Source organism: Williamsia sterculiae, from assembly GCF_900156495.1.
Lineage (GTDB): Bacteria > Actinomycetota > Actinomycetes > Mycobacteriales > Mycobacteriaceae > Williamsia_B > Williamsia_B sterculiae.
The window spans coordinates 186,245-212,779 of record NZ_FTNT01000010.1; the positions used below are offsets into that span (position 1 = coordinate 186,245).

Genomic DNA, 26,535 nt, shown 5'->3' on the forward strand with positions numbered 1-26,535 from the left:
CCCTCAGGAGGCGGGCACAGCGGCGACGGCCTCGATCTCCACGACCTGGTCGTCGTGGCGAAGCACCGCAACACCGAGGAGGCTGCCGGGCGGAGGATTGCCGTCGAAGGCACCGTCGACCGCGTCCCAGGCGACCGTGAGGTCGACCTGGAGCTTCTCGGCCACGTAGACGGTCAGCTTCACCACGTCGGCCAAGGTCGCACCGGCCTCCTCCAGCACGACACCCAGGTTCTGCAGGCACCGGATGGTCTGCCCCTGCACGTCACCGGGCGCGACGGTGGTCCCGTCGGCGTCGACCGGCGCCACGCCCGCCGTGAAGATCAGCGACCCCGGCGCGACCGTTGTGCTGTAAGTGAATCCGGCATCGAACAGGGAATCGGGGCTGTTTCGCTGGATGTGCGCCATGGTGGCATCCTAAGGCCGCCCGTCGGCGGGCACCCCGGAGACAGGGGTGGCGTCGCCGGTCCCCTGCCTCAGCAGCATCGAGGCAGCGCGGAGATGACGAATCAACGCCACGCGATCCTTGTGGCTCAACATCGGCGTGTGCGTCGCGATGGCATCTCCGACATCGTTGTCGGCTCGCTGCAGGATCGACCGACGGGTCGCCGGCGCCAGTTCGATTCGTAGTTTGCGGCGATCGGCCTGACGGACGACCGTGAGCGCCCCCGCATCCGCCGCCGCGTGAACAATTCTCGACACGAGGCTCTGGGCGAGCCCTGTCCGCGACACGATGTCCGCCACCGTCGACCCGGGATGCCGTGCCACATCCTCGAGTACTGCGAGTTCACCCGCGTTCACCCGGTCGGAACCGGTATTTCCCGTGGCTTCCAACGCGATCTGTCGAAGTAGACGGGCCAGGCGGTGCAATTCAGCGGCGCGCATCCACCTAGTAGATCACAAGTGATACTTTTACTACATCACTTGTGATGAGTCTGGGGAGGCGCCGATGTACTGGATGACCGTCGATCACGTGGTGGACGACGTCGCCATCGCGACAGGCGTCGCGTTTCTGATCATCCGACAGTTCGCGTGGCGGACGGCCGACCCGGGACGGATGGCGCGCCTGCCCGCGGTCATCTTGGCGATCGGGGTCGGCTATTCGACGGTTGACTTCATGACCGGCTACCGGTGGCACGCTGCGGACTGGGTCATGGCCGCCGAGCTGGTCATGGTCACGGTCACCGGTCTCGCGATGGGTCACGTCACCCGATTTCGTTCCGTGGATGGGAGAGTTCAGTACAAGCTCACCGGCAACGGTGTGTGGCTGTGGGGGTTGTTCGTCGTGATACGCATCGGTTCGATGGTGGCGGCGGTCGAGCTGGGGGCGGGCCTCGCAACCGCGACCGGGCCGCTGCTGGTGTCCTTCGCGGTGAATCGAATCGCGGCGATCGTCGTCGTGCGACGACGGACACGTCGCATTCCCGACACCGACGCAGTCATCACCGGTCCAGCACCGAATCGACCATAAGACGTTGAGCCCCATACGATCCGCGAAGCCGACTCGTACGACGACCGTCCCCCGTGCACCGATCGCGGCACGCGCCGACCGGCCGGTGATCCGCCGCGCATCTCTCACAGCCGGCTGACGCCCATCTCACAGTCTCGGCGTCGAGAACGGTGAGTAATATCGCTGACGATCACGTGTCCGAAACCGGGCACGGACAGAGCACTTGAGCCCCCTGTCGGGATTGAACCGACGACCTTTCGCTTACAAGGCGAGTGCTCTACCACTGAGCTAAGGAGGCGACGCGTGGGCGAGTATAACGGCAACCTGACTCAACGCCTGCGCGCGTCGACGACCGGACTCTCCGACAAATTGCTCGGTACCCGGCGTGCCACGATGGACACGATCGACCCGAATGCCTCGGCGGTATCGCCGCGGCAACCGATCGATCTGCGTGACGACGGCGCGGTCACCGAGGTCTTGGACCTGGCCAGCAAGGTCGGTTCGGTCCTGCTCGACGCGGGCACCGGTGCGGTGGACACCGCGCAGCAGGTGCAGTTCGTGGCAAGCGTCTTCGGCGTGGACGACGTGGACGTCGATGTCACCTACAGCACCATCTGGGCCAGTGCACACCGCGGATCCTCGCTACCCCCGGTGAACGCCATGCGCACCGTGCGCTATCGCTCTCTGGACTTCACCCGCCTCGCCCAGGTGGACCGGCTGGTGCGCCGAATCCGCAACCACGCCATCGAACCCGACGAGGCTCATGCGGTCATCGACCTCATCACGGCCGCCCCGCACCCCTACCGCCGGTGGATCGCCACCCTGGCCTGGGCGACCATGGCCGCGGCGATCTCCATGCTGCTGGGTGGTGGCGTGCTCATGGCCGCGGTGGCATTCGTCACCACCGCGGTGATCGACCGCGTGAACCGTCTGCTCAACCGTGTCGGAACCCCCATCTTCTTCCAGCAACTCGCCGGCGGCTTCATCGCGGTCATCCCGGCGGCGGTGGTCTACCGAATAGCCGAGTCGATGGGCCACTACGTGTCGCCGTCGCAGGTCATCGCGGCCGGTATCACGGTGCTGCTGTCCGGGTTGTCTCTGGTCGGCTCGGTGCAGGACGCGATCACCGGCGCCCCCATCACCGGCGTGGCACGATTCTTCGAGCTGATCATCATGACCGGCGGAATCATCGCCGGAGTGGCCATCGCCCTGCGGGTGATCGCCGCATCGGGCATCACCCTGCCCACCATCTCCACCTCTACCTCGGCGGAGTTCTCCGACACCACGGTCAAGGTGATCGCCGGTGGTGTGGCCGCCGCGGCGTTCGCACTGGCCAGTTACGCCGAGGGGCGCGCCCTGGCGATCTCGTTCGTGGGCGCGGCGTTCGGTGTGCTGGTGGTGGTCAGCATCGAGTCGGCCAGCGGTGGACCGGTGGTCGCAGCCGGCGTCGGCGCGGCAGTGATCGGCCTCGGCGGCGGCCTGTTGGCCCGACGCGCGCTGACACCGCCACAGGTGGTCGCGGTGGCGGCCATCACCCCGTTGCTCCCTGGTTTCGCCATCTACCGCGGCCTCTACGGCTTCCTCAACGACCAGACCGTCGACGGTATCTCGGGTCTCGTCGCCGCCACCGCCACCGCCTGCGCGCTGGCCGCGGGCGTCACGCTCGGTGAGTTCCTCGCCCGCACCCTGCGCCGTCCGCGAATCCCGGCACGCCCGGCCCAGGTGGTGCGACTGTCTGCCAAATCACTGATGCCCAAACGGGCACCGGTGCAGATCTACAGCCACTACACCACCGTCGACCCCTCGGCACCGACCATGCCGATGAAGATGCGGTCGCCGAATCGCGGCCCCCGGTCGTCGTCACATGGGCCCACAGCCGGTCAGAAGTCGTCGGCCGAGCGGATAGAGTAAGTGATGGACCAGCCCCACGGATTGTGATGACGAGGAACCATGCCAGCGAAGACGAGTGACAAGACCGAGATCGGCGAAGAGGAACTGCCTCCCGTCGCCGACGAGACCGCGAGCTCTGCGCGCCGCGTGGTCGCCGCCTACGCGACGGATGCGGACGAGTGCCGGATGCTGCTGGCGATGCTGGGGATCGCCCCGGGCGAAGCCTGATCCGTGTCGGCCACGAGGTCACACACGTCCCGCACCCCGCAGCAGAACGATCCCGCCACTGCCGTCAGCGACCGGCAACGTGCCGATTTCGTGGTCGTCGCCAACCGACTTCCCGTAGACAAGGAGACGCTGCCCGACGGCACCATCCGTTGGAAGCGCAGCCCCGGCGGTCTGGTGACCGCGTTGGAACCGATCCTGCGGTCGCACACCGGAGCCTGGGTGGGGTGGTCGGGGGTTCCCGACTCCGCCGAGGATCCGGAGATCGACGGCTTGCAGATCCACGCGGTACCGCTGTCGACGTCGGAGATCGCTGAGTACTACGAGGGATTCTCCAATGCGACGCTCTGGCCGTTGTATCACGACGTGCTGGTCAAGCCGGAGTACCACCGCGAGTGGTGGGACACCTACGTCGAGGTGAACCGGCGGTTCGCCGAGGCGGCGTCCGAGGCCGCCGCGGAGAACGCGGTGGTGTGGGTACAGGACTATCAGCTGCAGCTGGTTCCCAAGATGCTCCGCATGCTGCGGCCCGATCTGCGCATCGGATTCTTCCTGCACATCCCGTTCCCACCGGTCGAGTTGTTCATGCAACTGCCCTGGCGCACGGAGATCGTCGAGGGCCTGCTCGGTGCCGACCTCATCGGTTTCCACCTACCCGGCGGTGCGCAGAACTTCCTGTACCTGGCCCGACGGCTGGCCGGTCAGGCCACCTCCAAGGGGTCCGTCGGGGTGCGAGCCAAATTCGGTGTGGTGCAGGTGGGATTCCGCACCGTCCGGGTGGGCGCCTTCCCCATCTCGATCGACTCCGGCGACATGGATGGCAAGTCCAAGAGCCGCACCGTCCGAGGTCGCGCCGAGGAACTCCGCGCCGAACTCGGCAACCCGAGGAAGATCCTGTTGGGCGTGGATCGCCTCGACTACACCAAGGGCATCGACGTCCGCTTGCGAGCCCTCAGCGAACTGCTCGCCGAGAACCGGGTCGACCCCGACGAGGTGGCGATGATCCAGTTGGCCACCCCGAGCCGCGAACGGGTCGACAGCTATGTGCAGATGCGTGCCGACATCGAGCAGTTGGTCGGCAACATCAACGGCCGTTACGGTTCGGTGAGTCGACCGATCGTGCAGTACATCCATCGTCCGGTGCCTCGGGATGAGCTGATCTCGTTCTACGTCGCCGCCGACGTGATGCTGGTGACACCTTTGCGGGATGGGATGAACCTGGTGGCCAAGGAGTACGTCGCCTGCCGCAGCGACCTCGGCGGCGCCCTGGTTCTCAGCGAATTCACCGGCGCGGCAGCCGAACTGCGTTCCGCCTACATCGCCAACCCGTACGACCTGGAGGGCGTCAAAGACGCGATCCTCAGCGCCGTGGAACAGGACCCCGACGAGGGTCGGCGCCGGATGCGGTCGCTGCGCAGGCAGGTGCTGGCCCACGACGTGAGCCGCTGGGCCAAGAGCTTCCTGGGCGCCCTGGGCGCCGACACCGAGGTCAGTTACGGCCCGAACCGCGGACTCGATCTGGTCCCCGACAGCGAGGACCCCCAGGACTGACCGATCGCCGTCGACGGGTACGTCACTCCGGTGCACCCGCGACCGGTCGGCGGTTTTAGACTCGACCGGTGAGTGCCCTCGACCTACCGTCCGATCTGCGCCGCGCCCTGACCGGCATCGCCCGTACGCCCCGTCTGTTGGTGGCGTCGGACTACGACGGCTGCATGGCCCCTATCGTCTCCCGCCCGTCCGACGCCCGGCCCAACCCGGACTCGGTGCGGGCGATGCGCGCGTTGGCCGATCTCGATTCGACCACGGCCGCAGTGATTTCCGGACGCGCGCTGCGCGATCTGGCCACGTTGTCGCGCCTGCCCGCCGAGGTGCATCTCGTGGGCAGCCACGGCAGTGAGTTCGACGTGGGCTTCGTCCACGAGATCGGTGAGAAGGCGACCGAACTCCTCGACACCGTGGTCGGCGAACTGAAAGCCGTCGCCGCCGATTACGACGGTGTGACCGTGGAAACCAAACCGGCCAGCACCGCGCTGCACGTGCGCAACGCCGCGGCCACCGACAGCGAAGCCGCGCTGCACCGGGTCCGCACCGGCCCCGCCACCTGGGACGGGGTGCAGGTCACCGAGGGCAAGTCGGTGATCGAGCTCGCGGTGATCAGCACCGACAAGGGGCAGGCACTGGACATCCTGCGGCATCAGGCCGGCGCACAGGCGGCCATCTTCTTCGGCGACGACGTGACCGACGAGAAGGCGTTCCGGCGATTGCACGGCCCGGATTTCGGGGTGAAGGTCGGCGACGGCGACACCCTCGCCGCCTACCGGGTGAGCAGTCCCGAAGACGTGGCCACCGCACTGGCATTTCTGTACGAGGAACGTCTCACCTGGTTGCGGGGTGCGGCCGCACCTCCCATCGAGCGATTGACCATGCTCGCGTCGCCGCGATCGGTGGGGCTGATAACCCCCGACGCCGTGATCTGCTGGCTGTGTCATCCCGAGCCGGACTCCGCTGCCATCTTCGCCAGCCTGTTGGGCAGCCAGGACGGCGGTGAGTTCGCGGTCCGACCGTACGTGGAGGGCGGGGGCCGGCCGCCGCTGCCGCAGAGCCAGCGGTATGTGGACGGCACCATGACCGTGCGCACCCGATGGGCCAGTCTCGAGGTCACCGACTACCTACCGCACGACACCCCGCCGGGCCGCACCGACGTGATCCGCGTGATCACCGGTGACTCCCCCGCGTTGGTCCAGTTCTCGCCCCGCCCCGAGTTCGGTCAGGTGAGCGTGCAGCTCGAGGCCGACGTCGACGGGTTGCGCATCCATGGCTCCAACGAGCCCATCGTGCTGCGTGCGCCCGGGGTCACCTGGCACATCGACACCGACCGCTTCTACCAGCGCGCCTGGGCGAAGGTCGACCCCTCGCACGGCCCGGTGGTCCTGGAACTGCGTTGCGGTTCCGACTACCTCGGCGAGGAGGAGCGCAGCGAGGTGCAGCGCCGCGCGGTGTCGGAGGACTACTGGAGCAGTTGGGCCGCCGAGCTGACCCTGCCGCGGATCAAGCCGGACCTGATGAAGCGATCGGCGCTGACGCTGCGTGGACTGGTACACGCCGACACCGGGTCGATCCTCGCCGCGGCGACCACTTCGCTGCCGGAGGAGATCGGCGGGGTGCGGAACTGGGACTACCGCTACTGCTGGTTGCGCGACGCGGCCCTCACCGCCTCCGCCCTCGTGGCAGTGGGGTCGCATCACGAGGCCGAGGGTTACCTCGGCTGGCTGCACCGGGTGCTGGGGTCGGTCACCGGGCCGGAATGGCTGCACCCGCTGTACTCGCTGGCCGGGAGTGGACTACCCCCGGAGGCCGTCATCGACAGCCTGCCCGGTTACGCGGGATCGCGGCCGGTGCGCGTGGGCAACGCCGCCAACCAACAGGTGCAGCTCGACGTGTTCGGTCCGATCGTCGACCTGATCGCGCAGTTGGCGTTGGCTCGCGAGGCCGCGGGCCACGAGCACCCCCTGTCGGACGCCGACTGGGATCTGGTGATCAACATGGTCTACGCCGTGGAACGGCGCTGGTCCGAACCCGACCACGGGATCTGGGAGATCCGTGGTAATCCCCGCCACCACGTGTACTCGAAGGTGATGTGCTGGTTGACCGTCGACCGCGCATTGCGCCTCGCCGAGCACTTCGGCCGCGAGGTGGAGCCCGGTTGGTCGGTGGTTCGTGACGTCATCGCCGCGCAGGTGCTGGACAAGGGATGGAACTCCCAGGCGCGCTCGTTCACCGCCGCCTACGACGGCACCGACCTCGACGCGGCCACCCTGCACATCGGGTTGTCGGGACTCATCGACCCCACCGACGACCGGTTCGCGGCGACCGTGCGCGCCACCGAAGCCGAACTCCGCAGCGGCGCGACCGTGTACCGCTACCACCACGACGACGGGCTGCCCGGTGGTGAGGGCGGCTTCCATCTGTGCGCCGCGTGGCTGGTGGAAGCCTACCTGCTCATCGGCCGCCGCAGCGACGCCGAGGCACTGTTCGACCAGTTGGTCAAGGCGGCCGGACCGACCGGTCTGCTGTCGGAGGAATACGATCCCGTCGCCGAGAGGTCGCTGGGCAACCATCCGCAGGCCTACAGTCACATCGGTTTGCTGCGATGCGCCCACCTGCTGGACGCCGAGAGGGCACAAGCGTGAGCCGGATCGTGCCCTTCCTGACCTTCCAACCCGGCCGGGGCCAGAGCGCGGCCGCCGCGATGGACTTCTACGTCACCCTGTTCGCCGACGGATCGATCGTGTCCGACGTCCGCCACGGTCCGGACGGACCCGGACCGGAGGGTTCGGTACAGGTGGCCGAGTTCAGTGTGGCGGGGCAGGTGATCCGCTGCAGCGACAGCTTCATCACCCACGACTGGAACTTCTCTCCTGCCGTCTCCCTGTGGGTCGACTTCGCCGACACCGACGAGCAACGCAGGGTCTTCGACGGTCTCGCCGCGGACGGGACACCGTTCATGCCCCTCGACGACTACGGATTCGGGACGTTCGGTTGGGTCGAGGACCGATTCGGGGTGTCCTGGCAGCTCGCACTGTCCACCTCGTAGCAACGCCGCGGGCGATCCGACACCCGCGGAACCCCGGATCAGGCTATCGAGACCCGTTGGGTCCCGTCGTCCTGGGGAAGCGGCCCCTGGGTGATCGCGGTGACCGAGTAGGAGTTCATCGTGATGTTCCCACCGTGGTTGTCCAGGAACGCGGTGTCGGCGGCATCGCGACCAGTGGCGATACGCACCAACGACGACCGCGGGGCGAGCCCGGTGGCGTCGACGACCACCCACTCGTCGTCGATGACCGCCTCGGCGACGGCGTGGAAGTCCATCGGGTGACAACCCGGCGCGTATACCGCCACCAGGCGCGCGGGAATGTTCAGTGCTCGCAGCAATGCGACCACCAGATGCGCGAAGTCGCGGCAGACGCCCGCATTGGCGAGCAGCGTGTCGGTGGCCCCATCGATGGGGTCGCTGGCCCCGGGCAGGTAATTCAACCGCGACCGCACGAAATCGGTGACCCGGTTCAGCAGCACCCCGGGTTCCTCGGACAGGTCGAACTGACCGGCGACGAACCCGAAGAACTTGTCCGCCTCGGCATATCGGCTGGGGCGTAGGTAGATGGACCGGTCCAGGGATGTCACCGCCAATGGTTCACCCGGTGCGTGTACCACCGCGTGGTAGTCCACCAGCACTCGGTGATCGTCCTCGACCTGCAGCCGATGGATCCGGTTGCCCGACTCGGTCACCACCTCCTCCGGCTCCACCGGCGATCCGTCGATCGTCACGGTCAACTCCTCGTCGACACCGATGCCGGGCACCGCGGCGACGGTGATCTGGAATTCCAGGTCGGTCTTCTTGGCGACGGTGACGTCGAGACGGGAGGAGACTTCGCGCGGTGGGGTGTCCATCGGTGTCGACCTTTCTGAGGTGCCGCTGTCCACAGGTGACCCAGCGGGTCACCACGCAGCAGTTCCGGTGAGGAGATGAGTCCGGATAGAGCCTAGGCCGTGGTGGTCGGTCATACCGGACCCGCACCGGCCGTTCGGACGCTCACCACGGTCTCCACCTAGGATCGAGACCCATGACCACTGTTCCGATCCCCCCCGACACCAAGGTCGCCGTCATCACCGGGGCCAGTTCCGGCATCGGCGCGGCAACCGCCAGAACCCTTGCCCGACAAGGTTTCCACGTCGTCGTCGGTGCCCGGCGAGTTGATCGACTCGCCGACGTAGCGGCCGAGATCGCCGGTACAGCACTGCCGTTGGACGTCACCGACGACGCGTCGGTCGAGGCGTTCTGCGCTCGACTCCCCCGGGTCGACGTGCTGGTGAACAACGCAGGCGGCGCCAAGGGGCTGGCTCCGGTCGCCGAGGCCGACCTCGACGACTGGCGCTGGATGTGGGAGACCAACGTGCTCGGCACGCTGCGCGTCACCCGTGCACTGGCGCCGAAGCTCGTCGACTCCGGGGACGGGTTGATCGTCACCGTCACGTCGATAGCCGCCCTGGAAACCTATGACAACGGCGGGGGCTACACCTCGGCCAAGCACGCCGAGGGGGTGCTGCACCGCACCATGCGCAAGGAACTGCTGGGCACGCCCGTGCGGTTCACCGAGATCGCGCCGGGCATGGTCGAGACCGAGTTCTCCCTGGTGCGATTCGACGGTGACACCGCACGCGCGGACGCCGTCTACGACGGGCTGACCCCGCTCACCGCCGACGACGTCGCCGAGGTGATCGGATTCGTCGCATCCCGTCCCCCGCATGTCGACCTCGACCTCGTCGTGCTCAAACCGCGCGACCAGCTCGACGGTCGCCGCAACATCCGGACCGGCTGACCTGGGTGCCGCGCTCAGTCGACTCGACCGCGCGGATGCAACTGGGTCCATGCCCGGCAGGCGGCGACCACCTCGACGACGTCACCCGGGCGCCTGAGGTCACGCCCTGTCGCGTCCTCGACTCTCCGTAGACGTTTGCGGATCGTGTTGGGGTGGCAGTACAGGGCCGCAGCGGTCGCGTCGGCCGAGCCGCCCGCTGTCACCCAGGCGTTCACCGTTGTCACCAACAGGTCGCGCTGGTCGTCGCCGAGATCGAGGATCGGACCGAGCACGGTATGTGCGGTCTCGAGCGACACCTGCGGTGCGGCGGCGAGCAGGATGTTGAGCGGGTTGTCGTCGAACTGCTGCACCGCCGTCTCACCACGGATCTGTCGCAAGGCCAGGAGGGCGAGCTCGAGGGCCCATGGCGCCCGGGACAGGTGCCCGAAGACGGGACTGACTCCCACCGACGCCGTCGCATGACGCGCGAGCACGTCGAACACGGCCGCGTCGTGTGATCGTTCGGGTAGGGACAACACACCCACGCTGGTCTCGCGCCGCAGCCGCCACACCGACCGGACGTCCACCGCCGCCAGAGCCGAGGCGATCCGCGGCATGGGGTCGCGGCCCAATTCGCTGTCCCCGGTCACCACCACGAATCTCCCCTCCATCGGGAGTCGGAGTGAACGTGCGACGTGCAGCAGCGTCCCGGTGCCGACATCCTGGGTGACGAGGACGTCGACGAGCGCCGCACGTTCGCGTTCGCGAGTCAGCAGTATCTGGTGGGTCTCGTCGCGGAACGCGTTCATCAGCGCGTCCGATTCGGCATTGTGCAACCAGAAGATGGCCGACGACAGGTCCACCAGAGCGGCGGCGGGTACCGCCGGTGGTAGGTGCGATGCCCGCACGAGTTCGTCCCACAGTTCGGTGAACGCGAGTCGGTACGCACCGAGCACGTCGGCGAGCGCTGCCTCCTGTTGTGCGCGCTCCCGCCCCGTCTCGGCGGCCGGGCCCGGGTCGTGAGACCTGCTGTCGAGCGACTGGACGGCTGACGAGAGGTTGGCCGCCAGCCGTCCACGCACCGCCGCCCTGTCGCCCGCGGCACCGGATCCGTACAGCGGAATGTCGGTGAGCATCCTGTCGAGAACCCGATCGGTGAGCGCGGGAAGGACTTCGGCGACCCGACGCACCACCTCGCGCGTCATCGCGGTGAGCACCGGAGGTGTCGGCTCGGGCATGCGTTGTCCTTATGCCATGGCGCGGCCGGAATGCAAGTCCGGCCGTCGCGTGACGACGGTCGCCGGACCGGGTGTCCGCGCCGACACCCGACAGACGGAGATGGTGTTCACGCCACCGCTGACTGGTCCGTCACAGCTTGCGATGCTATGTGACACAGGACACCCGATGTTCGATATGGACCGTCAAAGGAGACCGCCATGTCAGCCACGAGCGAGGTACCGGTCACGACGAGTGACACACGAGGGGTCGCCGTGACCACACCTCGCGGCGTGGCGGAGACGATGGCCGATCCGTTGCCCATCGCATTCGGGATATTCGGTTTTTCTTTTCTCGTCTTCGCCGTGCGGTTCGTGGGTGTGGAGGCCGACACCCTGACCGGGCCCACCAGCGAAGCGCTGGCCTACGCCTTGCTCATCGGCGGTATCGCCGAGCTGCTCGGCGGCGTGCTCGCCCTCCTCAAGGGCATCGCTCACTCCGGGTGGACGATGTCGGTGTTCGGGATCTGGCTCATCGGGTTCTTCCTGGTCATCCAGCACACCGACCCTGCCGCGGAGACGGATTCGCGGATCCTGCAGACCGGGTCCGACGGTCAGCCGCTGCCGGCGGAGTCACTCGCCAAGCTGCGCGAGGCCAACGTCACCGGGTGGCACACCGCGTCGCTGTCCTGGTTCGTACTCATGCTCGCCGTTCCGGTGATCATCCTGGCGATCCGGCCGATCCTGGACCGCAACATCACCCTGATCATCGTCTTCGCCTCGGTGATCGTGGTGATCTTCCTGTTCGGTTCGGCCTTCCACAGCGTCTCCTCCACCCTCCTCGACGTGTCCCAGGGCAAGCAGGCCACACCCGACCTGGGTCTCGCGGTCACGCTGCTGCGTACCGCCGGATACTTCGCGATCGTCGCGGCGGCCGGGCTGTTCTGGCTGTTCGGCAAGGAAGTGACCGCCGCCGAACCCACGCCGGGGGAATGACCGCACCGACGTCGGATGGACCCCGCACCGGCACCACTTCACATCAGGAGAACGACAATGAACATCGCTGAGACCCTGGCCGATTCCGCCGCGCGCGAGTCCGAGGGGACCGCACTCATCCTGGACGACGTCTCGGTCAGCTACGCGGAGCTCGACACCGCAGGCAAACGGATCGCGGGTCTGTTGGCGGAACGGGGCATCGGGCCCGGAGACCGGGTCGGTGTCATGCTGCCGAACGTCGTCGAGTTCGCCCCCGTGTATTTCGGTGTCCTGCGCGCCGGCGCAGTCGTGGTCCCGATGAATCCGTTGTTGAAGGCCCGGGAGGTGGAGTACTACCTGAGTGATTCCGGTGCTCGATTGCTCTTCTCCTGGCACACCACGACGGACGAGGTGGAGAAGGGCATCGCCGGCTCGGGTGGTGAGGCCGTCAACGAGACGGTCGCACCCGGACAGCTGCCGCAGGGACCGGTGTCCGAGGGTGTGGCCGACCGCGCCGCAGACGACACCGCGGTGATCCTGTACACCTCCGGGACCACCGGCCGGCCGAAAGGTGCCGAACTCACCCACAGCAATCTGCTCCGCAACGTCGAGGTCACCCAATCGGATCTGTTGGACATCAGCACCGACGACGTGGTCTTCGGCGGGCTGCCGCTCTTCCATGCATTCGGTCAGACGGTCACCCTCAACACGACGGTGGCGGTGGGAGCGACATTGGTGCTGCTGTCGCGCTTCGACCCCGTGGCCGCACTGAATCTGATGGCGCAGCACGGCGTGACCGTGTTCGCCGGGGTGCCCACGATGTACAGCGCGTTCCTCGCCGTGGCCGACCCTCCTTCTCTCCCCGCACTCCGTGTGTGCGTGTCGGGCGGCGCCGCACTTCCGGTGGAGGTGCTGCGTCGGTTCGAGACCGTCTTCGGTTGTGAGGTCCTCGAGGGCTACGGGCTCTCCGAGACCTCTCCGGTGGCGTCTTTCAACCGCCCCGGCACCGCACGCAAACCCGGATCGATCGGCACGCCGGTCACCGGCGTGGAGATGCGGGTGGTCGATGCCGACGGGGCACCCGTTCCGGATGGCGAGGTCGGTGAGATCGCGATCCGCGGACACAACGTGATGAAGGGTTACTGGCGTAAGCCGGACGAGACCAAGGCCGCCAAGTCCGAGGACGGATGGTTCGCCACCGGCGACATGGGCAAGGTCGACGAGGAAGGCTTCTTCTACATCGTCGACCGGAAGAAGGAGTTGGTGATCCGCGGCGGCTTCAACGTCTACCCGCGGGAGATCGAGGAGGTGCTCTACGAGCATCCCGCCGTCTCCGAGGCGGCGGTGATCGGTATCCCCCACGCCGAGTTGGGTGAGGAGATCGGCGCCGCGGTCGTCTTGCGGCCCGGAACGAGTGCCACCACCGGGGAGATCCGCGCCTACGTCAAGGAGCGGGTCGCACCGTACAAATACCCGCGCGTGGTGTGGATCCTCGACGAGATGCCCAAGGGCCCGACCGGCAAGATCCAGAAGCGTGATCTGGTGGTTCCGAACGCAGCCGAGCAGGTGCGGGGATGACCGAGGTCGGGGCCGACACGAGCCTGGCCGATACGGCCGCTCCGCTCGACGTCCTGCTGATCGAAGCGGCCTTGGGTCCCCTTCGCCGTTTCGTCCCCGACGTCTCGACGGCGAAGTGGGTGCTCTCGCTGGCCCGCCGGCCCCGGACGACAGCGCGTCATCTCGGGGGTCTGGTCGCGGAGACGGCACGGATCACGGTGGGAACGTCGACGGTCGGTCCGCATCGACGGGACCGCCGATTCGCGGACACGGGTTGGACGGAGAACCCCCTTCTGCGTCGGCTGGTCCAGGTGTATCTCGCCGGCGGACGGACCGTCGATCAGTTGGTGGAGGACGCCGACCTCGATCCCCGGGACCGCAAGCGGGTGACCTTCCTGGTCGAGAACCTCGTCGAGGCCGCCTCGCCCAGCAACGTACCGCTGCTCAATCCGGCCTCGGCGAAGGCGGTGATCGACACGGCGGGTCTGAGCCTCGTCCGGGGCGGTGGTCGTCTGGTGAAGGATCTGGCGTCCTCGCCGCGAGTACCCGAGATGGTCGACACCTCGGGATTCACCATCGGTGGAAACATCGCCGCGACCCCGGGCGCGGTGGTGTTCCGCAACGAGGTCCTCGAGCTCGTCCAGTTCGCGCCACAGTGCGACGAGGTCTATGAGACCCCCGTGTTGATCGTCCCACCGACGATCAACAAGTACTACGCCATCGACCTGGCTCCCGGTCGCAGCCTGGTGGAGTTCAGTGTCACGCACAGCAGGCAGATGTTCGTCATCTCCTGGCGCAATCCCGACGCGCGACACCGCGATTGGGGCTTCGACAGCTACGTCACCGCCATCCTCGAGGCATTGGACGTGGTGCAGGAGATCACCGAGAACGACCAGGTCGTGTTGGCCGGGATATGTTCCGGAGGAATTTTGGCCGGCATCACCGCGGCCCACCTTGCGGCCACCGGAACCCAGGATCGGTTGGCCGGCCTCGTCTTCGCGGTGACCGTCATCGACAACGCCGGTGCCGGATCGATCAGCGCGCTGAGCGACCCGCGACTGGCGCGGCTGGCCAAGGCGAAGTCCGCGCGGGCCGGGTATCTCGACGGCAGGGCCCTGGCCGAGGTGTTCGCGTGGCTCCGGCCGGGAGACCTGATCTGGAACTACTGGGTCAACAACTATCTGCTGGGAAAGAGGCCCCCTGCGTTCGACATCCTCTTCTGGAATGCCGACACCACCCGGATGACGGCCCAATTACATGCCGACTTCGTCGATGTCGCGATGCAGAACTCACTGACCACACCGAATCGGTTGACGGTGCTGGGACAGCCGATCGATCTGGGGAAGGTGACCGTGGACAGCTACATCGTGGCCGGGATCGCCGACCACATCACGCCGTGGGAGAACTGTTATCGGACGACCCGGTTGCTCGGTGGCTCGAGCCGATTCGTCCTGTCCACCAGCGGCCACATCGCCGCGTTGGTGAACCCGCCGGACAACCCGAAGGCGTCCTACCGCACCAACGACGACCACGGTGTGGATGCGACGGTCTGGCTGGAGGGTGCCACCACCCACCAGGGCAGTTGGTGGACCGACGTCGCGGAGTGGCTCGATCAACGCTGCGGTGAGCTGAAACCCGCGCCCGAGGAGCTGGGGTCCGTCCACCACGAGCCCATCGTCGACGCCCCCGGCACCTACGTGTTCGACAGATGAGTCCTGCCGTGCAGTCACAGTTTCGACGGATCACCGTCCTCGGCCACGACGTCCGGGTGGCCGTCCGTCCGGGAACCGACGCCGGACCACCACTGTTGCTGTGCAACGGGATCGGGGCCAGTCTGGACCTCCTCGACCCGTTCGTGGAGTCGGTCGACGAGCGAATAGAGATCATCCGCTTCGACGTCCCCGGTGTCGGGGCGTCACCCGACCCGAGGTTTCCCTACAGCTTCGGCATGCTCGCGGCGTTCACCGCCCGCCTGATGACGACCCTGGGATACGGCCGTTTCGACGTTCTCGGCATCTCGTGGGGTGGCGCCCTCGCTCAACAGATCGCCTTCCAGCACCCTCGCCGGTGTCGTCGGCTGGTCCTCGCGAGCACCGCGACCGGATCGGTGATGGTGCCCGCACGGCCACAGGTGCTGCGGAAGATGATCACACCCCAGCGGTACCGTGATCCCGAATACGCGGTGAACGTTGCCGGTGAACTCTACGGTGGCCGGTTGCGCGACGACCCTCACCAGATCAAAACCCTCTTACACGATCACTCCCGGGTGGGGTCCAAGCGAGGATACGTACTCCAACTGCTCGCCGGGGTGGGCTGGAGCAGTCTTCCTGCGCTGCCGTTGATCCGCCAACCCACACTGATCCTCGCGGGTGACGACGACCCCATCATTCCGCTCGTCAATGCGCGCATAATGCATCGCCTGTTGCCCGACGCGGAATTGCACGTGTACTCCGACGGTCACCTCGGCCTGATCACGCTGGCCGGAGAACTGGGTCCGCGGGTCGGCGCCTTTCTCCGTGATACGCCGCCGACAGGCGACCACACCACGTGACGCGGCCACCTCGATCATCCGACAACACCATGCCGACCGGGGTGCGACGCCGAGTGGTCGAGCGCATCCACCCACCACAGACTTCAGGGAGACGTCATGCAGTCCTTCAGTGACACCCAGCTACCGACCTCGGCGCGGGACAAAGTGGTCACCGCGGCCGAGGCTGTGCGGCTCATCCGCGACGGCGACACCCTCGCCATCGAGGGATTCGGCGGTACCGGGTTCCCCGAAGAACTCACCATCGCACTGGAAGAGCGCTTCCTGTCGACCCAGTCACCGCGGGACCTCGGACTGGTCTTCACCACCGCACAGGGCGACCGTCGCGGACGTGGGCTCGACCGTATCTGCCACGACGGCATGCTCGCACACGCGGTCGGCGGTCACTTCGGGATGTCGCCGGCGATCCAGAAGCTGGCCATCGAGAACGCGATCGAGGCGCACAATCTGCCGCAAGGTGTTCTCGCACAGCTGTACCGCGACTCCGCAGCCGGTAAACCCGGCCTGCTCACCCACGTCGGACTCGGTACATTCGTCGACCCGCGTCACGGGGGCGGCAAGGTGAACGAGCGGACCAGCCGCGACCTCGTGGAGCTGATGACCATCGACGGTCGTGAGTACCTCTTCTACAAGGCACTCGAGGTGGACGTCGCGCTGCTGCGGGGCACCACCGCCGACCCCGACGGCAACGTATCGATGGAACGCGAAGCCCTCACCCTCGAGACACTGTCCATCGCCACCGCGGTGCACAACCGAGGCGGTCTCGTCATCGTGCAGGTGGAGCGGCTCGCCGCGACCGGACAGCTCAACCCGAGGGAGGTGAAGATCCCCGGGGTGCTCGTCGACTGCGTGGTGGTCGGCAGGCCCGAACACCACTGGCAGACGTTCGCGACTCCGTATGCTCCCGGATTCAGTGGTGAGATGCGCAGGGTGCCATTGCGTTCCGTGGCACCACTCCCCCTCAGCGAACGCAAGGTCATCGCCCGTCGCGCGGCACTGGAGTTGCGTCCCAACAGTGTCGTCAATCTGGGGATCGGGATGCCCGAGGGCATCGCGGCGGTGGCGAAGGAAGAGCACATCTTCGATTTCCTCACGCTGACCGCCGAACCAGGTGTCATCGGCGGATTACCCGCGGGCGGCTTGGATTTCGGTGCGGCAGTCAACGCCCACGCGATCATCGACCAGCCGTATCAGTTCGACTTCTACGACGGCGGCGGGCTCGACGCCGCGTTCCTCGGGATGGCGGAGGTCGATCGTGAGGGCAACGTCAACGTCAGTCGCTTCGGCCCGAAGCTGGCCGGCGCAGGCGGATTCATCAACATCAGCCAGAATTCCAAACAGCTGTTCTTCCTCGGCACCTTCCTCGCCCCATCGCGGACAACGGTCCAGAACGGCCGACTCGTCGCATCCGACGAACCGGGGCACACGAAGTTCGTGGAGCAGGTCGAACAGCGGACCTTCAGCGGCGTGCGGGCGTCCGAGCTCGGACGATCGGTCCTCTACATCACCGATCGTTGCGTGTTCCTGCTGACCGAGGACGGGCTGGAGTTGACCGAGGTCGCGCCCGGCCTCGACCTGGACACCGACATCCTGGCCCACATGCAGTTCACGCCCATCGTCCGTGGCACGCCGAAGCTGATGGATGCCAGGCTGTTCGCGGCGGCGACGATGGGGCTCAAGGACGATCTGACAACCGTCCCGCTCGACGCCCGCTTCGTCTACGACGAGGGCCGGAACATCTTCTTCCTCAACATGGAAGGGATGACGTTGAGCACGGCCGACGAGGTCGGGCACGTCCGGGACGAGTTGGAGAGTCGGCTGGAGGCCATCGGGAACAAGGTGCATCTCGTGGCGAACTACGACAACTTCCGACTACCCGACGATCTCTACGACCTGTACGTCGCCTCGGCCGACGACTTCACGAACCGCTTCTACCTGTCCGCGTCGCGGTACACGACGAGTTCCTTCATGAGACTGAAGCTGCACGACCATCTCGCCAGCCGCGGGGTCGCTCCTCATCTGTTCGAGAACCGTTCGGACGCAACCGCGCACGTGGCCGCTGTCGGCCGACGGTAGATCGGACGGGCGTCCTCGTCAGCCCACGGGTGCCGCGGACGGCGTCGGCGACGGTGACGAGGACGTGCCAGAGAGTTGCGGAGCGTCCGACGGCGTCGCCGGGGCGCTGGAGGTGTCGGGTTCGCCGGCCAGCGCGGACATACCGGTCCAGGTGTCCCAGTCGTAGATCCAGTCATAGATGTCACCGTCGGCCTCGGAGAGGTCGATCCGGGTGCCGGTGACCTCCACCGGGTCGCCGTAGACGGCAGTCGCGAAATACTGCTGGGCGCTGTCGAGTGAGAGGTTGATGCAGCCGTTGGTCACATTCGACGAGCCCTGGACGCCGACGGTCTCCGGATTGGCGTGGATGAACTCACCGTTGTTGGAGATCCGCACCGCGAACCGTTCATGCACGTTGAAATACCCGGCGGCCGGGTTGCTCATGTAGAAGTCCTCGTGCTTCTCGCTGACCACGTGGATGCCGCTGCGGGTCACGTTGCGGTCGAGGTCACCCTCGCCGTAGCTGCACGGCAGCGTCATCAGGGTCGCTCCGTCGCGGACCACCACGATCTGGTGTGAGGACGCCTCCGCCTTGACCACCTGGTTACGGCCGACGGTGAAATCGACGGTGACATCGGCGGCGCCGTACGCGCCGTCACCATGGTCGAGCCCGTAGAGCTTGCCCGCCATCGACACCTTGGTGCCCGGTGCGAAGTACTCCTTGGTGCGCCAGTGCGCGCGCGACCCGTTGTCCTCGCCGAGCCAGGCCCAACTGCCCTCGGTCTTCGGCTCGGTGGTCACCGTCAACGCGCGCTCCACCGCCTTCTTGTCGTTGACGGTGGAGTCGAACTTCAGGATCAGCGGCGCGGCGACACCGACCTCCTGGCCGTCACCGATGTTGAGCACCACGTTGACCTGACTCGACGGGTTCAGCGTGGTGAACTTCGCATCGATCGGGACCGTCTGTCGATCCTCACCCATCGCCGACCCGGCCCAGGTGTACTCCACGTCGTAGCCGAGCGCTTCGGAGATGGTGAAGGTCTTCTGGTCCTCCGACAGCTCCCCCTTGACCGCGGTGCCGCGTGAGTTCAGCAGCTTGACGTCGGGATTCAGCACACCCTTGTCAACGGTGACCGCGAACTTCGTCGTCGGATTGGGGGCCGACTCCTTCTTCGGATCGGGGGTGTAGCTGATCGAGGCCACCGGGTCGGGCTTCTTCGCGCTGGTCCCCGCCGTGGTGGTCTTCGTGCCGTCCTTGCTGCACGCCGCGGCCACGGCCCCGAGCGCCCCCACGGCCACCGCGGACAGAACGCCCCGTCGGGACATACGGAAGTGGCGGGCTTCATCGGTCATGATGCACGACTTTACCCAATCCCCGACGGTGCCCTGACCACGTCGTATCCGCCTGCATCGGACAGCCCGCAGTTCACCAACACCGGCTCGGGCGTGAGAGTCACCCCGAACACACCACGCACCCCGTCCCGAACCTCGGCAGCCAGGGCCAACAGGTCGGCCGTGGTGGCCCGCCCCCGGTTGGTCAGTGCCAAGGTGTGTTTGGTGGACAGCCGGGTGGGTGCGTCCGGACCGGGATGGCCGCGGTGGAAACCCGCCCGTTCGATCAGCCAGCCCGCGGACAGCTTGACGCTGCCGTCGGGGCCGGGGAATCGTGGAATCAGGACGTCAGCACCCACCGCGTGCTGAATGCGAGCCACCGCCGCGTCGGCGGCAGCCGCGTCGAGGATCGGGTTGGTGAAGAAGGAACCCACGCTCCAGGTGTCGTGGTCGTCGGCATCCAGGACCATCCCCTTGCCGCGACGCAACGCCAGCACCGTCTCACGGACCAGCGCCGCCGGAGCGTGTGCGCCGGCCTCGACGCCGAGCCGCTCGGCCAGCTCGCGGTATCGGACCGGTGCGCTGCGGCCGTCGTCGCGCAGCCAGAACGACACCGCCAGCACCACCTTCTCGTGCCGATTCTTCAGGGCACTGGTGCGATAGGCCAGGTGCAGGTCGTCGGGAGTCACCCACGCGACACTGCCGTCACGCCGGTCCACGAGCTGCACGCCGCGCAACACGTCGGCGACCTCCACTCCGTAGGCGCCGACGTTCTGCACCGGAGTCGCCCCCGTGCAGCCGGGGATACCCGACAATGCCTCGAGTCCCCCGAATCCACGATCGACGGTCTCGGCGACCAGATCGTCCCAGTTCACGCCGGCACCGGCGGTGACGTACGCCGTGCCGCCCTCCTCGTCGAATGCCACACCGGTGTTGCGGACCAACACCACCGTGCCGTCGAATCCGTCGTCGCCGACGACGATGTTGGACCCACCCCCGACCACCAGTATCGGTTCGGCCGCGGCGTCCAACCGGGTGATCGCCTCGACCAACTCGTCGACGGATTCACCACGCACCACGTCGCGGACCGGTCCGCCCAGTCGCAGCGTGGTGAGGGATTCCAATCGCCGGACGTCGCTCATCCGGATGAGGGTAACGTCCCACCCATGTCCAGCAAGCTGCAGCGTTCCGTGACGTACCCGTTTTCGGTCGATCGCTTCTGGACGGTGATCGGTTCCAAGGACTACTGGCTGGATCTGACCGCGGCGGGCGGGGAACTGACCACCACCATCGACAACGTCGAGGTACTCGACGACTCCGTCACCGTGGCGCTCCTCCACACCATCCCCGCCGACAAGCTGCCGAGTGCGGTCACCCGGATCCGGTCGGGTGATCTGCCCATCGCGCGGACCGTCAAGTGGACCCGCGGTCCGAAGGACTCCGGTGCCGGAACCTTCGCCGCCGACGTCCACGGCACGCCGGCGACCGCCGAGGGCACGGTCACCCTGGGGCCCCGAGACGACAACAAGAAGTGCGTGGTGACCTACGACGGCACCGTCACGGTGAAGATCCCCCTGGTCGGCGGTCGCATCGAGGGGATGATCGTGTCCAGCCTCATCCAGCTCCTGGACAACGAGGCGCGGTTCACCGCCGACTGGTCGACCCAGCACCCCTGATCCGTGGTCTGCGCGACCTTGTAGCGCACGCGCCGGTATGGCACTTGTAGTGTCAACACCCATGGCACGACGTCTGAGCTATTCCGCGCGCTACACGCTTCCCACCGAGAAGGTCTACCAGGCGCTCACCTCGCGCGAGATGTGGGATCAGCGGATGGACGAGTTCCGCAAGCTGACCCCGAAGTCGGACATCGAGGAGTTCTCCTTCGACGAGGAGAACGGTCTGTCGGTCACGTTGACGCAGGTCCTGCCGCGCAGCGAGCTTCCGCCGATCGCCCAGACGGTGATGAAGAAGGACATGATCATCACCCGCCACGAGAAGCTGGCGCCCTACGACGCGGAGAAGACGGAGGGCACCTACGACGCCTCGATCCCCGCCGGTCCGGGCAGTCTGACCGGATGGCAGGAGCTGTTCGACACCGACACCGGCTCCACCAACCGGCGCACCACCGAGGTCAAGGTGTTCCTCCCCTTCATCAACGGCAAACTCGAACAACTGATCCTGGTCAACCTGGTGGACCTGTTCCGCGAGGAGGCCACCTTCACCACCGACTGGATCGCGAAGAACCTCTGACCCAACCGCCCCCGGAGGGCCGGATCACCCGCGGCACCACCAACATCAACCGGCTGCGTCGGGTGGACCGCTGGATGGTCACCGACCGGCGGGTGCTGGGGGCGCTCACCTCGTCGGCGACACCGCTCGCGGTGGACCTCGGGTACGGCGGCCGCCCCGACACCACCGTCGAGATGGCGCACCGTCTACGCCGCCGCATTCCCCACCTGGCGACGGTGGGCCTGGAGATCGACCCGGATCGAGTGGTCGACGACCGCGACGGCGTGCGATTCCGACGCGGCGGCTTCGAACTGGCCGGTCTGCGTCCGCACCTGGTGCGGGCATTCAACGTGCTGCGGCAATACGACGAGCACGAGGTGCGCGACGCCTGGGCTCGTATGCAGCGACAACTGCACCCCGACGGCGTCGTTGTCGAGGGCACCTGCGACGAGATCGGGCGGCGGTGCACCTGGGTGCTCCTCGACGCGCGACGCCCGGTCTCGCTGACGCTGGCGTGGGACCCCGCACACACCGATCAGCCCTCCGAACTGGCCGAACGGCTGCCCAAGGCACTCATCCACCGCAATGTGGCCGGCGAACCCGTCCACGACCTGCTCGAGGCCGCGGACCGATGCTGGGCCGTCGCAGCCGGTTACGCTCCCTACGGCCCGCGGGTGCGCTGGCACCAGACCTTGGAGCTGCTGCGCGAGCGTGGCGTGCCCTGCGAGATCCCGCGCCGACGCGGGGTGGACAACCTGCTGACCGTCCCCTGGTCGGTCGTGGCCCCGACAGACGTTTCGTAAGGTGGCAGTCATGCGCGTCGCGATGGCCCAGGTCTCCAGCACCGCCGACCCGTCGGCGAATCTCGACGCGGTCCGAGCTGGGATCGCCGACGCCGCAGCACACGGCGCCGACCTCGTGGTGTTCCCGGAGGCGTCGATGTGCCGATTCGGGGTGCGCCTGGACACCGTCGCCGAACCGCTCGACGGGCAATGGGCGACCGCGGTGCGCGCCGCAGCCGTAGAACAGGGCATCGCCGTGGTGGTCGGGATGTTCACCCCCGGCGACATCCGCGGCGACCGTCGACGCATCCGCAACACACTGCTCATCGTCGGTGCCGACGGAAACGTCGAGCATTACGACAAGATCCACCTGTACGACGCCTTCGGTTTCGCCGAATCCGACACCGTGCAGCCGGGGTCGGAACCGGTCACCGTCACCGTCACGGGAGAAACAGTCGGGGTCGCGACCTGCTACGACGTCCGGTTCCCGGAGTTGTTCGCTCGACTCGCCGACCGCGAGGCCCGACTGATCGTGCTCCCCGCGTCCTGGGGCGCGGGTGCAGGCAAACTCGAACAATGGCGGCTGTTGACCACGGCCCGTGCGCTCGACGTGCAGGCGTGGGTGGTCGCGGTCGATCAGGCGCTGCCCGACGATCCCGATGCGAGCGCGTCGTCGGCACCGACCGGGATCGGTCACAGCGTGCTGTCATCGCCCCATGGGGTGCCTATCGCCGAGTTCGGTGACGGCCCGGAACTGCGGGTGTTCGACATAGACCTCGAGGAAGCGTCGGCGGCTCGGGAGGCGATGGCGGTCGCGGCCAACCGTCGACTCCAGCCGACCGGACCGGTGCAGGCGTGACTCTCTCAGAGAAGTCTCACGCCCGGTTCACACTCGCCGGGCAGAATCGATCGTGATGAATGAGCCACATGACCCCCAGAATCCTGGTGCGTCCCGCCGGACCGATCCATCGCGTCCCGTCGACGACACCCGTGAGTTCGCGCCGGTGCCGCCGGACTTCCATCCCGGACCCGGCGCACCCCAGCACGGTTCCGCGCCGTACGCGGCACCCGGCCAACAACCGCCGCCGCAGCCACCGAGGAAGAAGCGCCGCGTGGGCCTGATCGTGTCGTTGACCGCGGCCGCTCTGGTGCTGATCGTGGTGATCGCCGGGGTGGGAAGTGAGCTGTACCTGCGCAACAACGTCAAGAACTGCCTGCAGCAGTCCTTCGGCTCGATCACGGGCACCTCCACCTCGGTGTCGCTGTCCAAGACACCGATGCTGTGGCAGTGGGCCACCGGAACGGTGCCGTCGGTGCAGGTGGACACCAACGACTCGAGCGGTGACACCAGCGCGATGAAGCTTCACGTCAAGGCCGAGGACCTGAAGAACAACGACCAGGGTTCCACGGCGAAGTCGATACAGGGCAACGGTTATCTGCCGTTCTCCCGGATCACCGACATGAGCGCGACCCAGAACTCGAGCGGGTCTGGAACCAGCACGTCGGGTACGTCGCAGTCCGGTGCGACCATCACCAGCCTCACCGGCAACGCCGCCGCGGGCACGGTGACCGTGAAGGCCAACGCCTCGGTGCTGATCCTCGACGTCCCGGTCACCGCCGAACTCAAACCACAGCTCCAGAACGGGAAGATCACCTTCCAGGCGGTGAAACTGAGCGCTTTCGGGATCGGCGTGCCGTCGAATATCGCACAGGTGATCATCGACGGACTCCGCAGCCAGCTCTTCCCGCCGTTGTTCGACGCGCTGAACTTCCAGTCGCTGAAGGTCACCGACTCCGGCGTCGAGTTCGTGGTCGACGGCACGGATGTGCCGCTGAACTCACAGACCACCGGGTCGTCGAACACGCAGAGCAATTCCTCGTCGGGGGCGTGTGCGGCCTGATGTCCACCCCCGCGCCCCTGTGGTTGTTCGCCGATCAACTCGGCCCGCACATCCATGGCGCGGACCACAACGTCGATCGCGAGGTGGTGCTCGTCGAGTCACGATCGGCGCTGCGGCGTCGGGCGGGTCACCGACAGAAGGCCCATCTTCTGCTGTCGGGGATGCGCCACCTCGACGACGAGCTCGGTGACCGCTCCGCGTATCTGCGTGCCGACGGGTACCGGGAAGCGTTGCGGGAGTTGGGCCGGCCGGTCGTGGTGCACGAACCGTCATCGCGGTCGGCGCACGACTTCGTCCACCGCCTGGTCGACGAGGGTCTGGTCGCCGAGGTACTGCCCAACCCGACATTCGCCCTGTCACGAGCGGATTTCGAGGAATGGGCGGGTACCAACCGCCGCTTCGTGATGGAGAATTTCTACCGGTCCCAGCGGCGACGGTTCAGCGTGCTGATGGACGGTGACCAACCGGTCGGTGGTTCGTGGAACCTCGACGCCGACAACCGTGAGCCACCACCCAAGCGTCGGCGTGAACTCGGTGTGCCGCAGCCGTGGTGGCCCACCGAGGACGAGATCGATGACCGGGTCCGGGCCGATCTGGACGATCTCGATGTCGACTGGTCGGGGCAGGACGGGCCCCGACTGTTCGCCGTGACCGCCGATGAGGCCGACCGCGCGCTACGCACGTTCGTCGACCAGCGGCTCGACACCTTCGGCCCCTACGAGGACGCGGTGATGGCTGCGGACTGGCCGATGTCACATTCGCTGCTGTCAGTACCGTTGAACCTCTCGCTACTCGATCCGCTGGTCGTGGTGCACGCCGCCGAGCAGGCCTACCGCGACGGTGCCTCGACACTGGCCAGCACCGAGGGTTTCATCCGACAGATCCTCGGGTGGCGAGAATACGTCTGGCATCTGTACTGGCACTTCGACACCGACTACGTCGACCGCAACGAACTCGATGCGCACACCCCGTTGCCCGACTGGTTCACCCAACTCGACGCCGATGCCGTCACCGCGCGCTGTCTGTCCGACGCGTTGCGCGGTGTCCGCGAACGTGGTTGGGTGCACCACATCCCACGGCTGATGATCCTGGGCAGCCATGCGCTGCAACGCGGATACGATCCTGCCGAGCTGACCCGCTGGTTCACCGCGAACTTCGTCGACGGTTACGAGTGGGTGATGCCGGTGAACGTGGTCGGGATGAGCCAGCACGCCGACGGAGGTTTGATGGCGACCAAGCCCTACACCTCGGGCGGCGCATATCTGAATCGGATGACCGATCATTGTCGCGACTGCGATTTCGATCCCAAGGTGCGGGTCGGTGACGATGCCTGTCCGTTCACGGCGGGCTACTGGGCATTCACCCACCGGCACCGTGACCGGTTGGCCGCCAACCAGCGCACCCGCCGGGCGGTCTCATCGATGGACCGATTGGCGGACCTGGAACCACTCCTCGAACAGGAAGCGCATCGCGAGACGTTCTGATTATCATGCGCGGTCGTGACCGACCCCGATGCTCGTCGCGTCCGCCGGCCGCGCCGACGTCAGGTGAAGACCACCGTCTTTCCGTCATGGACCAAGACCCTGTCCTCGAGGTGCCAGCGCAACCCGCGGGACAGCACCAACTTCTCGATGTCACGACCCTGCCGGACCATGTCGGCGATGGAGTCCGAGTGATCGATCCGGATGACGTCCTGCTCGATGATCGGGCCGGCGTCGAGCTCCGAGGTGACGTAATGACAGGTGGCACCGATCAGTTTCACTCCCCGGTCGTACGCCTGGTGATACGGCCGTGCACCGACGAAGGACGGCAGGAAGCTGTGGTGGATGTTGATGGCCCGGCCCGACCAGTCCCGGCACAACTGCTCGGGGAGGATCTGCATGAACCTCGCCAGCACCACCGCGTCCGGGTCGAATCCGTCGACCAACGCGCGCATGTCGTCGAACGCCGTGACTCTGTCGTCGGCGAAGTCGATGTGATGGAACGGCGCTCCGAGACGGGTGCTGAAGTCCTCGAGGTCG

At 66.9% G+C, this 26,535-nt stretch carries 25 protein-coding genes and 1 tRNA gene; 18 read left to right on the plus strand and 8 right to left on the minus strand.

Going from position 1 to position 26,535, the window contains the following annotated elements; translation table 11 throughout:
* Window positions 1-3: 3 nt before the first annotated feature.
* Together BW971_RS16300 and BW971_RS16305 are read right to left on the minus strand one after the other, a co-directional pair.
* Window positions 4-405, minus strand: coding sequence for a RidA family protein (locus BW971_RS16300; protein WP_076481622.1), 402 nt, complete (start codon window positions 403-405; stop codon window positions 4-6).
* 9 nt (window positions 406-414) lie between these two features.
* Window positions 415-882 carry a MarR family transcriptional regulator gene (locus tag BW971_RS16305; RefSeq protein ID WP_076481625.1) on the minus strand — a complete coding sequence of 156 codons (468 nt, stop codon included), beginning with the start codon at window positions 880-882 and terminating at the stop codon, window positions 415-417.
* Window positions 883-946: 64 nt separating this feature from the next.
* Here BW971_RS16305 and BW971_RS16310 point away from each other — a divergent pair, with 64 nt between their 5' ends.
* Window positions 947-1,468: a hypothetical protein gene (locus BW971_RS16310; protein ID WP_076481627.1), complete on the plus strand. Its 522-nt coding sequence runs from the start codon at window positions 947-949 to the stop codon at window positions 1,466-1,468.
* A gap of 205 nt (window positions 1,469-1,673) precedes the next feature.
* On the opposite strand, the gene BW971_RS16315 is transcribed toward BW971_RS16310, so the two are convergent.
* Window positions 1,674-1,745, minus strand: a tRNA-Thr gene (locus BW971_RS16315).
* Window positions 1,746-1,750: 5 nt separating this feature from the next.
* On the opposite strand from BW971_RS16315, the gene BW971_RS16320 reads away from it, so the two are divergent.
* The 5 genes from BW971_RS16320 (at window position 1,751) to BW971_RS16335 (ending at window position 8,159) form a co-directional block, all read left to right on the plus strand.
* Window positions 1,751-3,358, plus strand: coding sequence for a threonine/serine exporter family protein (locus BW971_RS16320; protein ID WP_076481630.1), 1,608 nt, complete (start codon window positions 1,751-1,753; stop codon window positions 3,356-3,358).
* 39 nt (window positions 3,359-3,397) lie between these two features.
* On the plus strand, window positions 3,398-3,565 hold the full coding sequence (locus tag BW971_RS21715) for a hypothetical protein (RefSeq protein WP_200799457.1): 168 nt from the start codon (window positions 3,398-3,400) through the stop codon (window positions 3,563-3,565).
* A gap of 90 nt (window positions 3,566-3,655) precedes the next feature.
* Window positions 3,656-5,113, plus strand: coding sequence for an alpha,alpha-trehalose-phosphate synthase (UDP-forming) (locus tag BW971_RS16325; RefSeq protein ID WP_234974445.1), 1,458 nt, complete (start codon window positions 3,656-3,658; stop codon window positions 5,111-5,113).
* Between the two features lie 68 nt (window positions 5,114-5,181).
* The gene (gene otsB / locus BW971_RS16330) at window positions 5,182-7,755 is read left to right on the plus strand and encodes a trehalose-phosphatase (protein WP_076481636.1); all 2,574 of its coding nucleotides are present in this window, start codon (window positions 5,182-5,184) and stop codon (window positions 7,753-7,755) included.
* Entirely contained in the window at window positions 7,752-8,159 is a 408-nt protein-coding gene (locus tag BW971_RS16335; RefSeq protein WP_234974435.1) for a VOC family protein, read from the plus strand. The genes otsB and BW971_RS16335 overlap by 4 nt, the downstream gene beginning before the upstream one ends.
* A gap of 38 nt (window positions 8,160-8,197) precedes the next feature.
* Here BW971_RS16335 and BW971_RS16340 read toward each other — a convergent pair whose 3' ends face one another.
* Complete coding sequence (locus BW971_RS16340; RefSeq protein ID WP_076481642.1) at window positions 8,198-9,013, minus strand: transglutaminase-like domain-containing protein; 816 nt, start codon at window positions 9,011-9,013, stop codon at window positions 8,198-8,200.
* A gap of 173 nt (window positions 9,014-9,186) precedes the next feature.
* Between BW971_RS16340 and BW971_RS16345 the strand changes: the two genes are divergently transcribed.
* Window positions 9,187-9,942, plus strand: a complete 756-nt coding sequence (locus BW971_RS16345; RefSeq protein ID WP_076481646.1) for an SDR family NAD(P)-dependent oxidoreductase — start codon at window positions 9,187-9,189, stop codon at window positions 9,940-9,942.
* Window positions 9,943-9,956: 14 nt separating this feature from the next.
* On the opposite strand, the gene BW971_RS16350 is transcribed toward BW971_RS16345, so the two are convergent.
* Window positions 9,957-11,159, minus strand: a complete 1,203-nt coding sequence (locus tag BW971_RS16350) for a PucR family transcriptional regulator (protein WP_076481652.1) — start codon at window positions 11,157-11,159, stop codon at window positions 9,957-9,959.
* Between the two features lie 198 nt (window positions 11,160-11,357).
* Here BW971_RS16350 and BW971_RS16355 point away from each other — a divergent pair, with 198 nt between their 5' ends.
* The 5 genes from BW971_RS16355 to BW971_RS16375 all read left to right on the plus strand — a co-directional run bounded on the left by BW971_RS16355 (window position 11,358) and on the right by BW971_RS16375 (window position 18,291).
* Entirely contained in the window at window positions 11,358-12,131 is a 774-nt protein-coding gene (locus BW971_RS16355) for a GPR1/FUN34/YaaH family transporter (protein ID WP_076481654.1), read from the plus strand.
* Between the two features lie 57 nt (window positions 12,132-12,188).
* The gene (locus tag BW971_RS16360) at window positions 12,189-13,688 is read left to right on the plus strand and encodes a long-chain-fatty-acid--CoA ligase (protein ID WP_076481657.1); all 1,500 of its coding nucleotides are present in this window, start codon (window positions 12,189-12,191) and stop codon (window positions 13,686-13,688) included.
* The gene (locus tag BW971_RS16365) at window positions 13,685-15,379 is read left to right on the plus strand and encodes a PHA/PHB synthase family protein (protein WP_076481659.1); all 1,695 of its coding nucleotides are present in this window, start codon (window positions 13,685-13,687) and stop codon (window positions 15,377-15,379) included. Before BW971_RS16360 ends, BW971_RS16365 begins: the two co-directional genes overlap by 4 nt.
* Window positions 15,376-16,218: a poly(3-hydroxyalkanoate) depolymerase gene (phaZ, locus tag BW971_RS16370; protein WP_076481661.1), complete on the plus strand. Its 843-nt coding sequence runs from the start codon at window positions 15,376-15,378 to the stop codon at window positions 16,216-16,218. Before BW971_RS16365 ends, phaZ begins: the two co-directional genes overlap by 4 nt.
* 96 nt (window positions 16,219-16,314) lie before the next feature.
* Window positions 16,315-18,291, plus strand: a complete 1,977-nt coding sequence (locus BW971_RS16375) for an acyl CoA:acetate/3-ketoacid CoA transferase (protein WP_076481664.1) — start codon at window positions 16,315-16,317, stop codon at window positions 18,289-18,291.
* Between the two features lie 18 nt (window positions 18,292-18,309).
* On the opposite strand, the gene BW971_RS16380 is transcribed toward BW971_RS16375, so the two are convergent.
* Together BW971_RS16380 and BW971_RS16385 are read right to left on the minus strand one after the other, a co-directional pair.
* Entirely contained in the window at window positions 18,310-19,623 is a 1,314-nt protein-coding gene (locus BW971_RS16380; RefSeq protein ID WP_234974437.1) for a L,D-transpeptidase, read from the minus strand.
* An 11-nt stretch (window positions 19,624-19,634) separates the two neighbouring features.
* A complete protein-coding gene (locus tag BW971_RS16385; protein WP_076481667.1) occupies window positions 19,635-20,744 on the minus strand; it encodes a UDP-N-acetylmuramate dehydrogenase in 1,110 nt (369 codons plus the stop codon).
* 24 nt (window positions 20,745-20,768) lie between these two features.
* Here BW971_RS16385 and BW971_RS16390 point away from each other — a divergent pair, with 24 nt between their 5' ends.
* From BW971_RS16390 to BW971_RS16415, 6 genes are all read left to right on the plus strand, one after another.
* Window positions 20,769-21,278: a DUF2505 domain-containing protein gene (locus BW971_RS16390; RefSeq protein ID WP_076481670.1), complete on the plus strand. Its 510-nt coding sequence runs from the start codon at window positions 20,769-20,771 to the stop codon at window positions 21,276-21,278.
* A gap of 61 nt (window positions 21,279-21,339) precedes the next feature.
* A complete protein-coding gene (locus BW971_RS16395; RefSeq protein ID WP_076481672.1) occupies window positions 21,340-21,852 on the plus strand; it encodes a DUF2505 domain-containing protein in 513 nt (170 codons plus the stop codon).
* A 74-nt stretch (window positions 21,853-21,926) separates the two neighbouring features.
* Window positions 21,927-22,634 carry a class I SAM-dependent methyltransferase gene (locus BW971_RS16400; RefSeq protein ID WP_234974438.1) on the plus strand — a complete coding sequence of 236 codons (708 nt, stop codon included), beginning with the start codon at window positions 21,927-21,929 and terminating at the stop codon, window positions 22,632-22,634.
* A gap of 10 nt (window positions 22,635-22,644) precedes the next feature.
* Window positions 22,645-23,472 carry a nitrilase-related carbon-nitrogen hydrolase gene (locus BW971_RS16405; RefSeq protein ID WP_076481674.1) on the plus strand — a complete coding sequence of 276 codons (828 nt, stop codon included), beginning with the start codon at window positions 22,645-22,647 and terminating at the stop codon, window positions 23,470-23,472.
* Between the two features lie 55 nt (window positions 23,473-23,527).
* A complete protein-coding gene (locus BW971_RS16410) occupies window positions 23,528-24,514 on the plus strand; it encodes an LmeA family phospholipid-binding protein (RefSeq protein ID WP_076481676.1) in 987 nt (328 codons plus the stop codon).
* Window positions 24,514-25,998 (plus strand): cryptochrome/photolyase family protein, encoded by a 1,485-nt coding sequence (locus BW971_RS16415; RefSeq protein WP_076481769.1) that lies wholly within the window; start codon window positions 24,514-24,516, stop codon window positions 25,996-25,998. Before BW971_RS16410 ends, BW971_RS16415 begins: the two co-directional genes overlap by 1 nt.
* A gap of 59 nt (window positions 25,999-26,057) precedes the next feature.
* Here the strand turns inward: BW971_RS16415 and BW971_RS16420 are convergent.
* A partial coding sequence (locus BW971_RS16420; RefSeq protein WP_143690418.1) for a formyltetrahydrofolate deformylase occupies window positions 26,058-26,535 on the minus strand: 478 nt, incomplete at its 5' end.

Excerpts from the sequence above, each read along its gene's own strand:
- BW971_RS16390 (WP_076481670.1), top strand. The coding sequence starts at position 20,769 with ATGTCCAGCAAGCTGCAGCGTTCCGTGACGTACCCGTTTTCGGTCGAT.
- BW971_RS16310 (WP_076481627.1), top strand. The coding sequence starts at position 947 with ATGTACTGGATGACCGTCGATCACGTGGTGGACGACGTCGCCATCGCG.
- BW971_RS16365 (WP_076481659.1), top strand. The coding sequence starts at position 13,685 with ATGACCGAGGTCGGGGCCGACACGAGCCTGGCCGATACGGCCGCTCCG.
- BW971_RS16340 (WP_076481642.1), bottom strand. The coding sequence starts at position 9,013 with ATGGACACCCCACCGCGCGAAGTCTCCTCCCGTCTCGACGTCACCGTC.
- BW971_RS16410 (WP_076481676.1), top strand. The coding sequence starts at position 23,528 with ATGAATGAGCCACATGACCCCCAGAATCCTGGTGCGTCCCGCCGGACC.
- BW971_RS16300 (WP_076481622.1), bottom strand. The coding sequence starts at position 405 with ATGGCGCACATCCAGCGAAACAGCCCCGATTCCCTGTTCGATGCCGGA.
- BW971_RS16305 (WP_076481625.1), bottom strand. The coding sequence starts at position 882 with ATGCGCGCCGCTGAATTGCACCGCCTGGCCCGTCTACTTCGACAGATC.
- BW971_RS16350 (WP_076481652.1), bottom strand. The coding sequence starts at position 11,159 with ATGCCCGAGCCGACACCTCCGGTGCTCACCGCGATGACGCGCGAGGTG.
- BW971_RS16345 (WP_076481646.1), top strand. The coding sequence starts at position 9,187 with ATGACCACTGTTCCGATCCCCCCCGACACCAAGGTCGCCGTCATCACC.
- BW971_RS21715 (WP_200799457.1), top strand. The coding sequence starts at position 3,398 with ATGCCAGCGAAGACGAGTGACAAGACCGAGATCGGCGAAGAGGAACTG.
- BW971_RS16395 (WP_076481672.1), top strand. The coding sequence starts at position 21,340 with ATGGCACGACGTCTGAGCTATTCCGCGCGCTACACGCTTCCCACCGAG.
- BW971_RS16360 (WP_076481657.1), top strand. The coding sequence starts at position 12,189 with ATGAACATCGCTGAGACCCTGGCCGATTCCGCCGCGCGCGAGTCCGAG.
- phaZ (WP_076481661.1), top strand. The coding sequence starts at position 15,376 with ATGAGTCCTGCCGTGCAGTCACAGTTTCGACGGATCACCGTCCTCGGC.
- BW971_RS16405 (WP_076481674.1), top strand. The coding sequence starts at position 22,645 with ATGCGCGTCGCGATGGCCCAGGTCTCCAGCACCGCCGACCCGTCGGCG.
- BW971_RS16385 (WP_076481667.1), bottom strand. The coding sequence starts at position 20,744 with ATGAGCGACGTCCGGCGATTGGAATCCCTCACCACGCTGCGACTGGGC.
- BW971_RS16375 (WP_076481664.1), top strand. The coding sequence starts at position 16,315 with ATGCAGTCCTTCAGTGACACCCAGCTACCGACCTCGGCGCGGGACAAA.
- BW971_RS16355 (WP_076481654.1), top strand. The coding sequence starts at position 11,358 with ATGTCAGCCACGAGCGAGGTACCGGTCACGACGAGTGACACACGAGGG.
- BW971_RS16400 (WP_234974438.1), top strand. The coding sequence starts at position 21,927 with ATGGTCACCGACCGGCGGGTGCTGGGGGCGCTCACCTCGTCGGCGACA.
- BW971_RS16415 (WP_076481769.1), top strand. The coding sequence starts at position 24,514 with ATGTCCACCCCCGCGCCCCTGTGGTTGTTCGCCGATCAACTCGGCCCG.
- BW971_RS16380 (WP_234974437.1), bottom strand. The coding sequence starts at position 19,623 with ATGACCGATGAAGCCCGCCACTTCCGTATGTCCCGACGGGGCGTTCTG.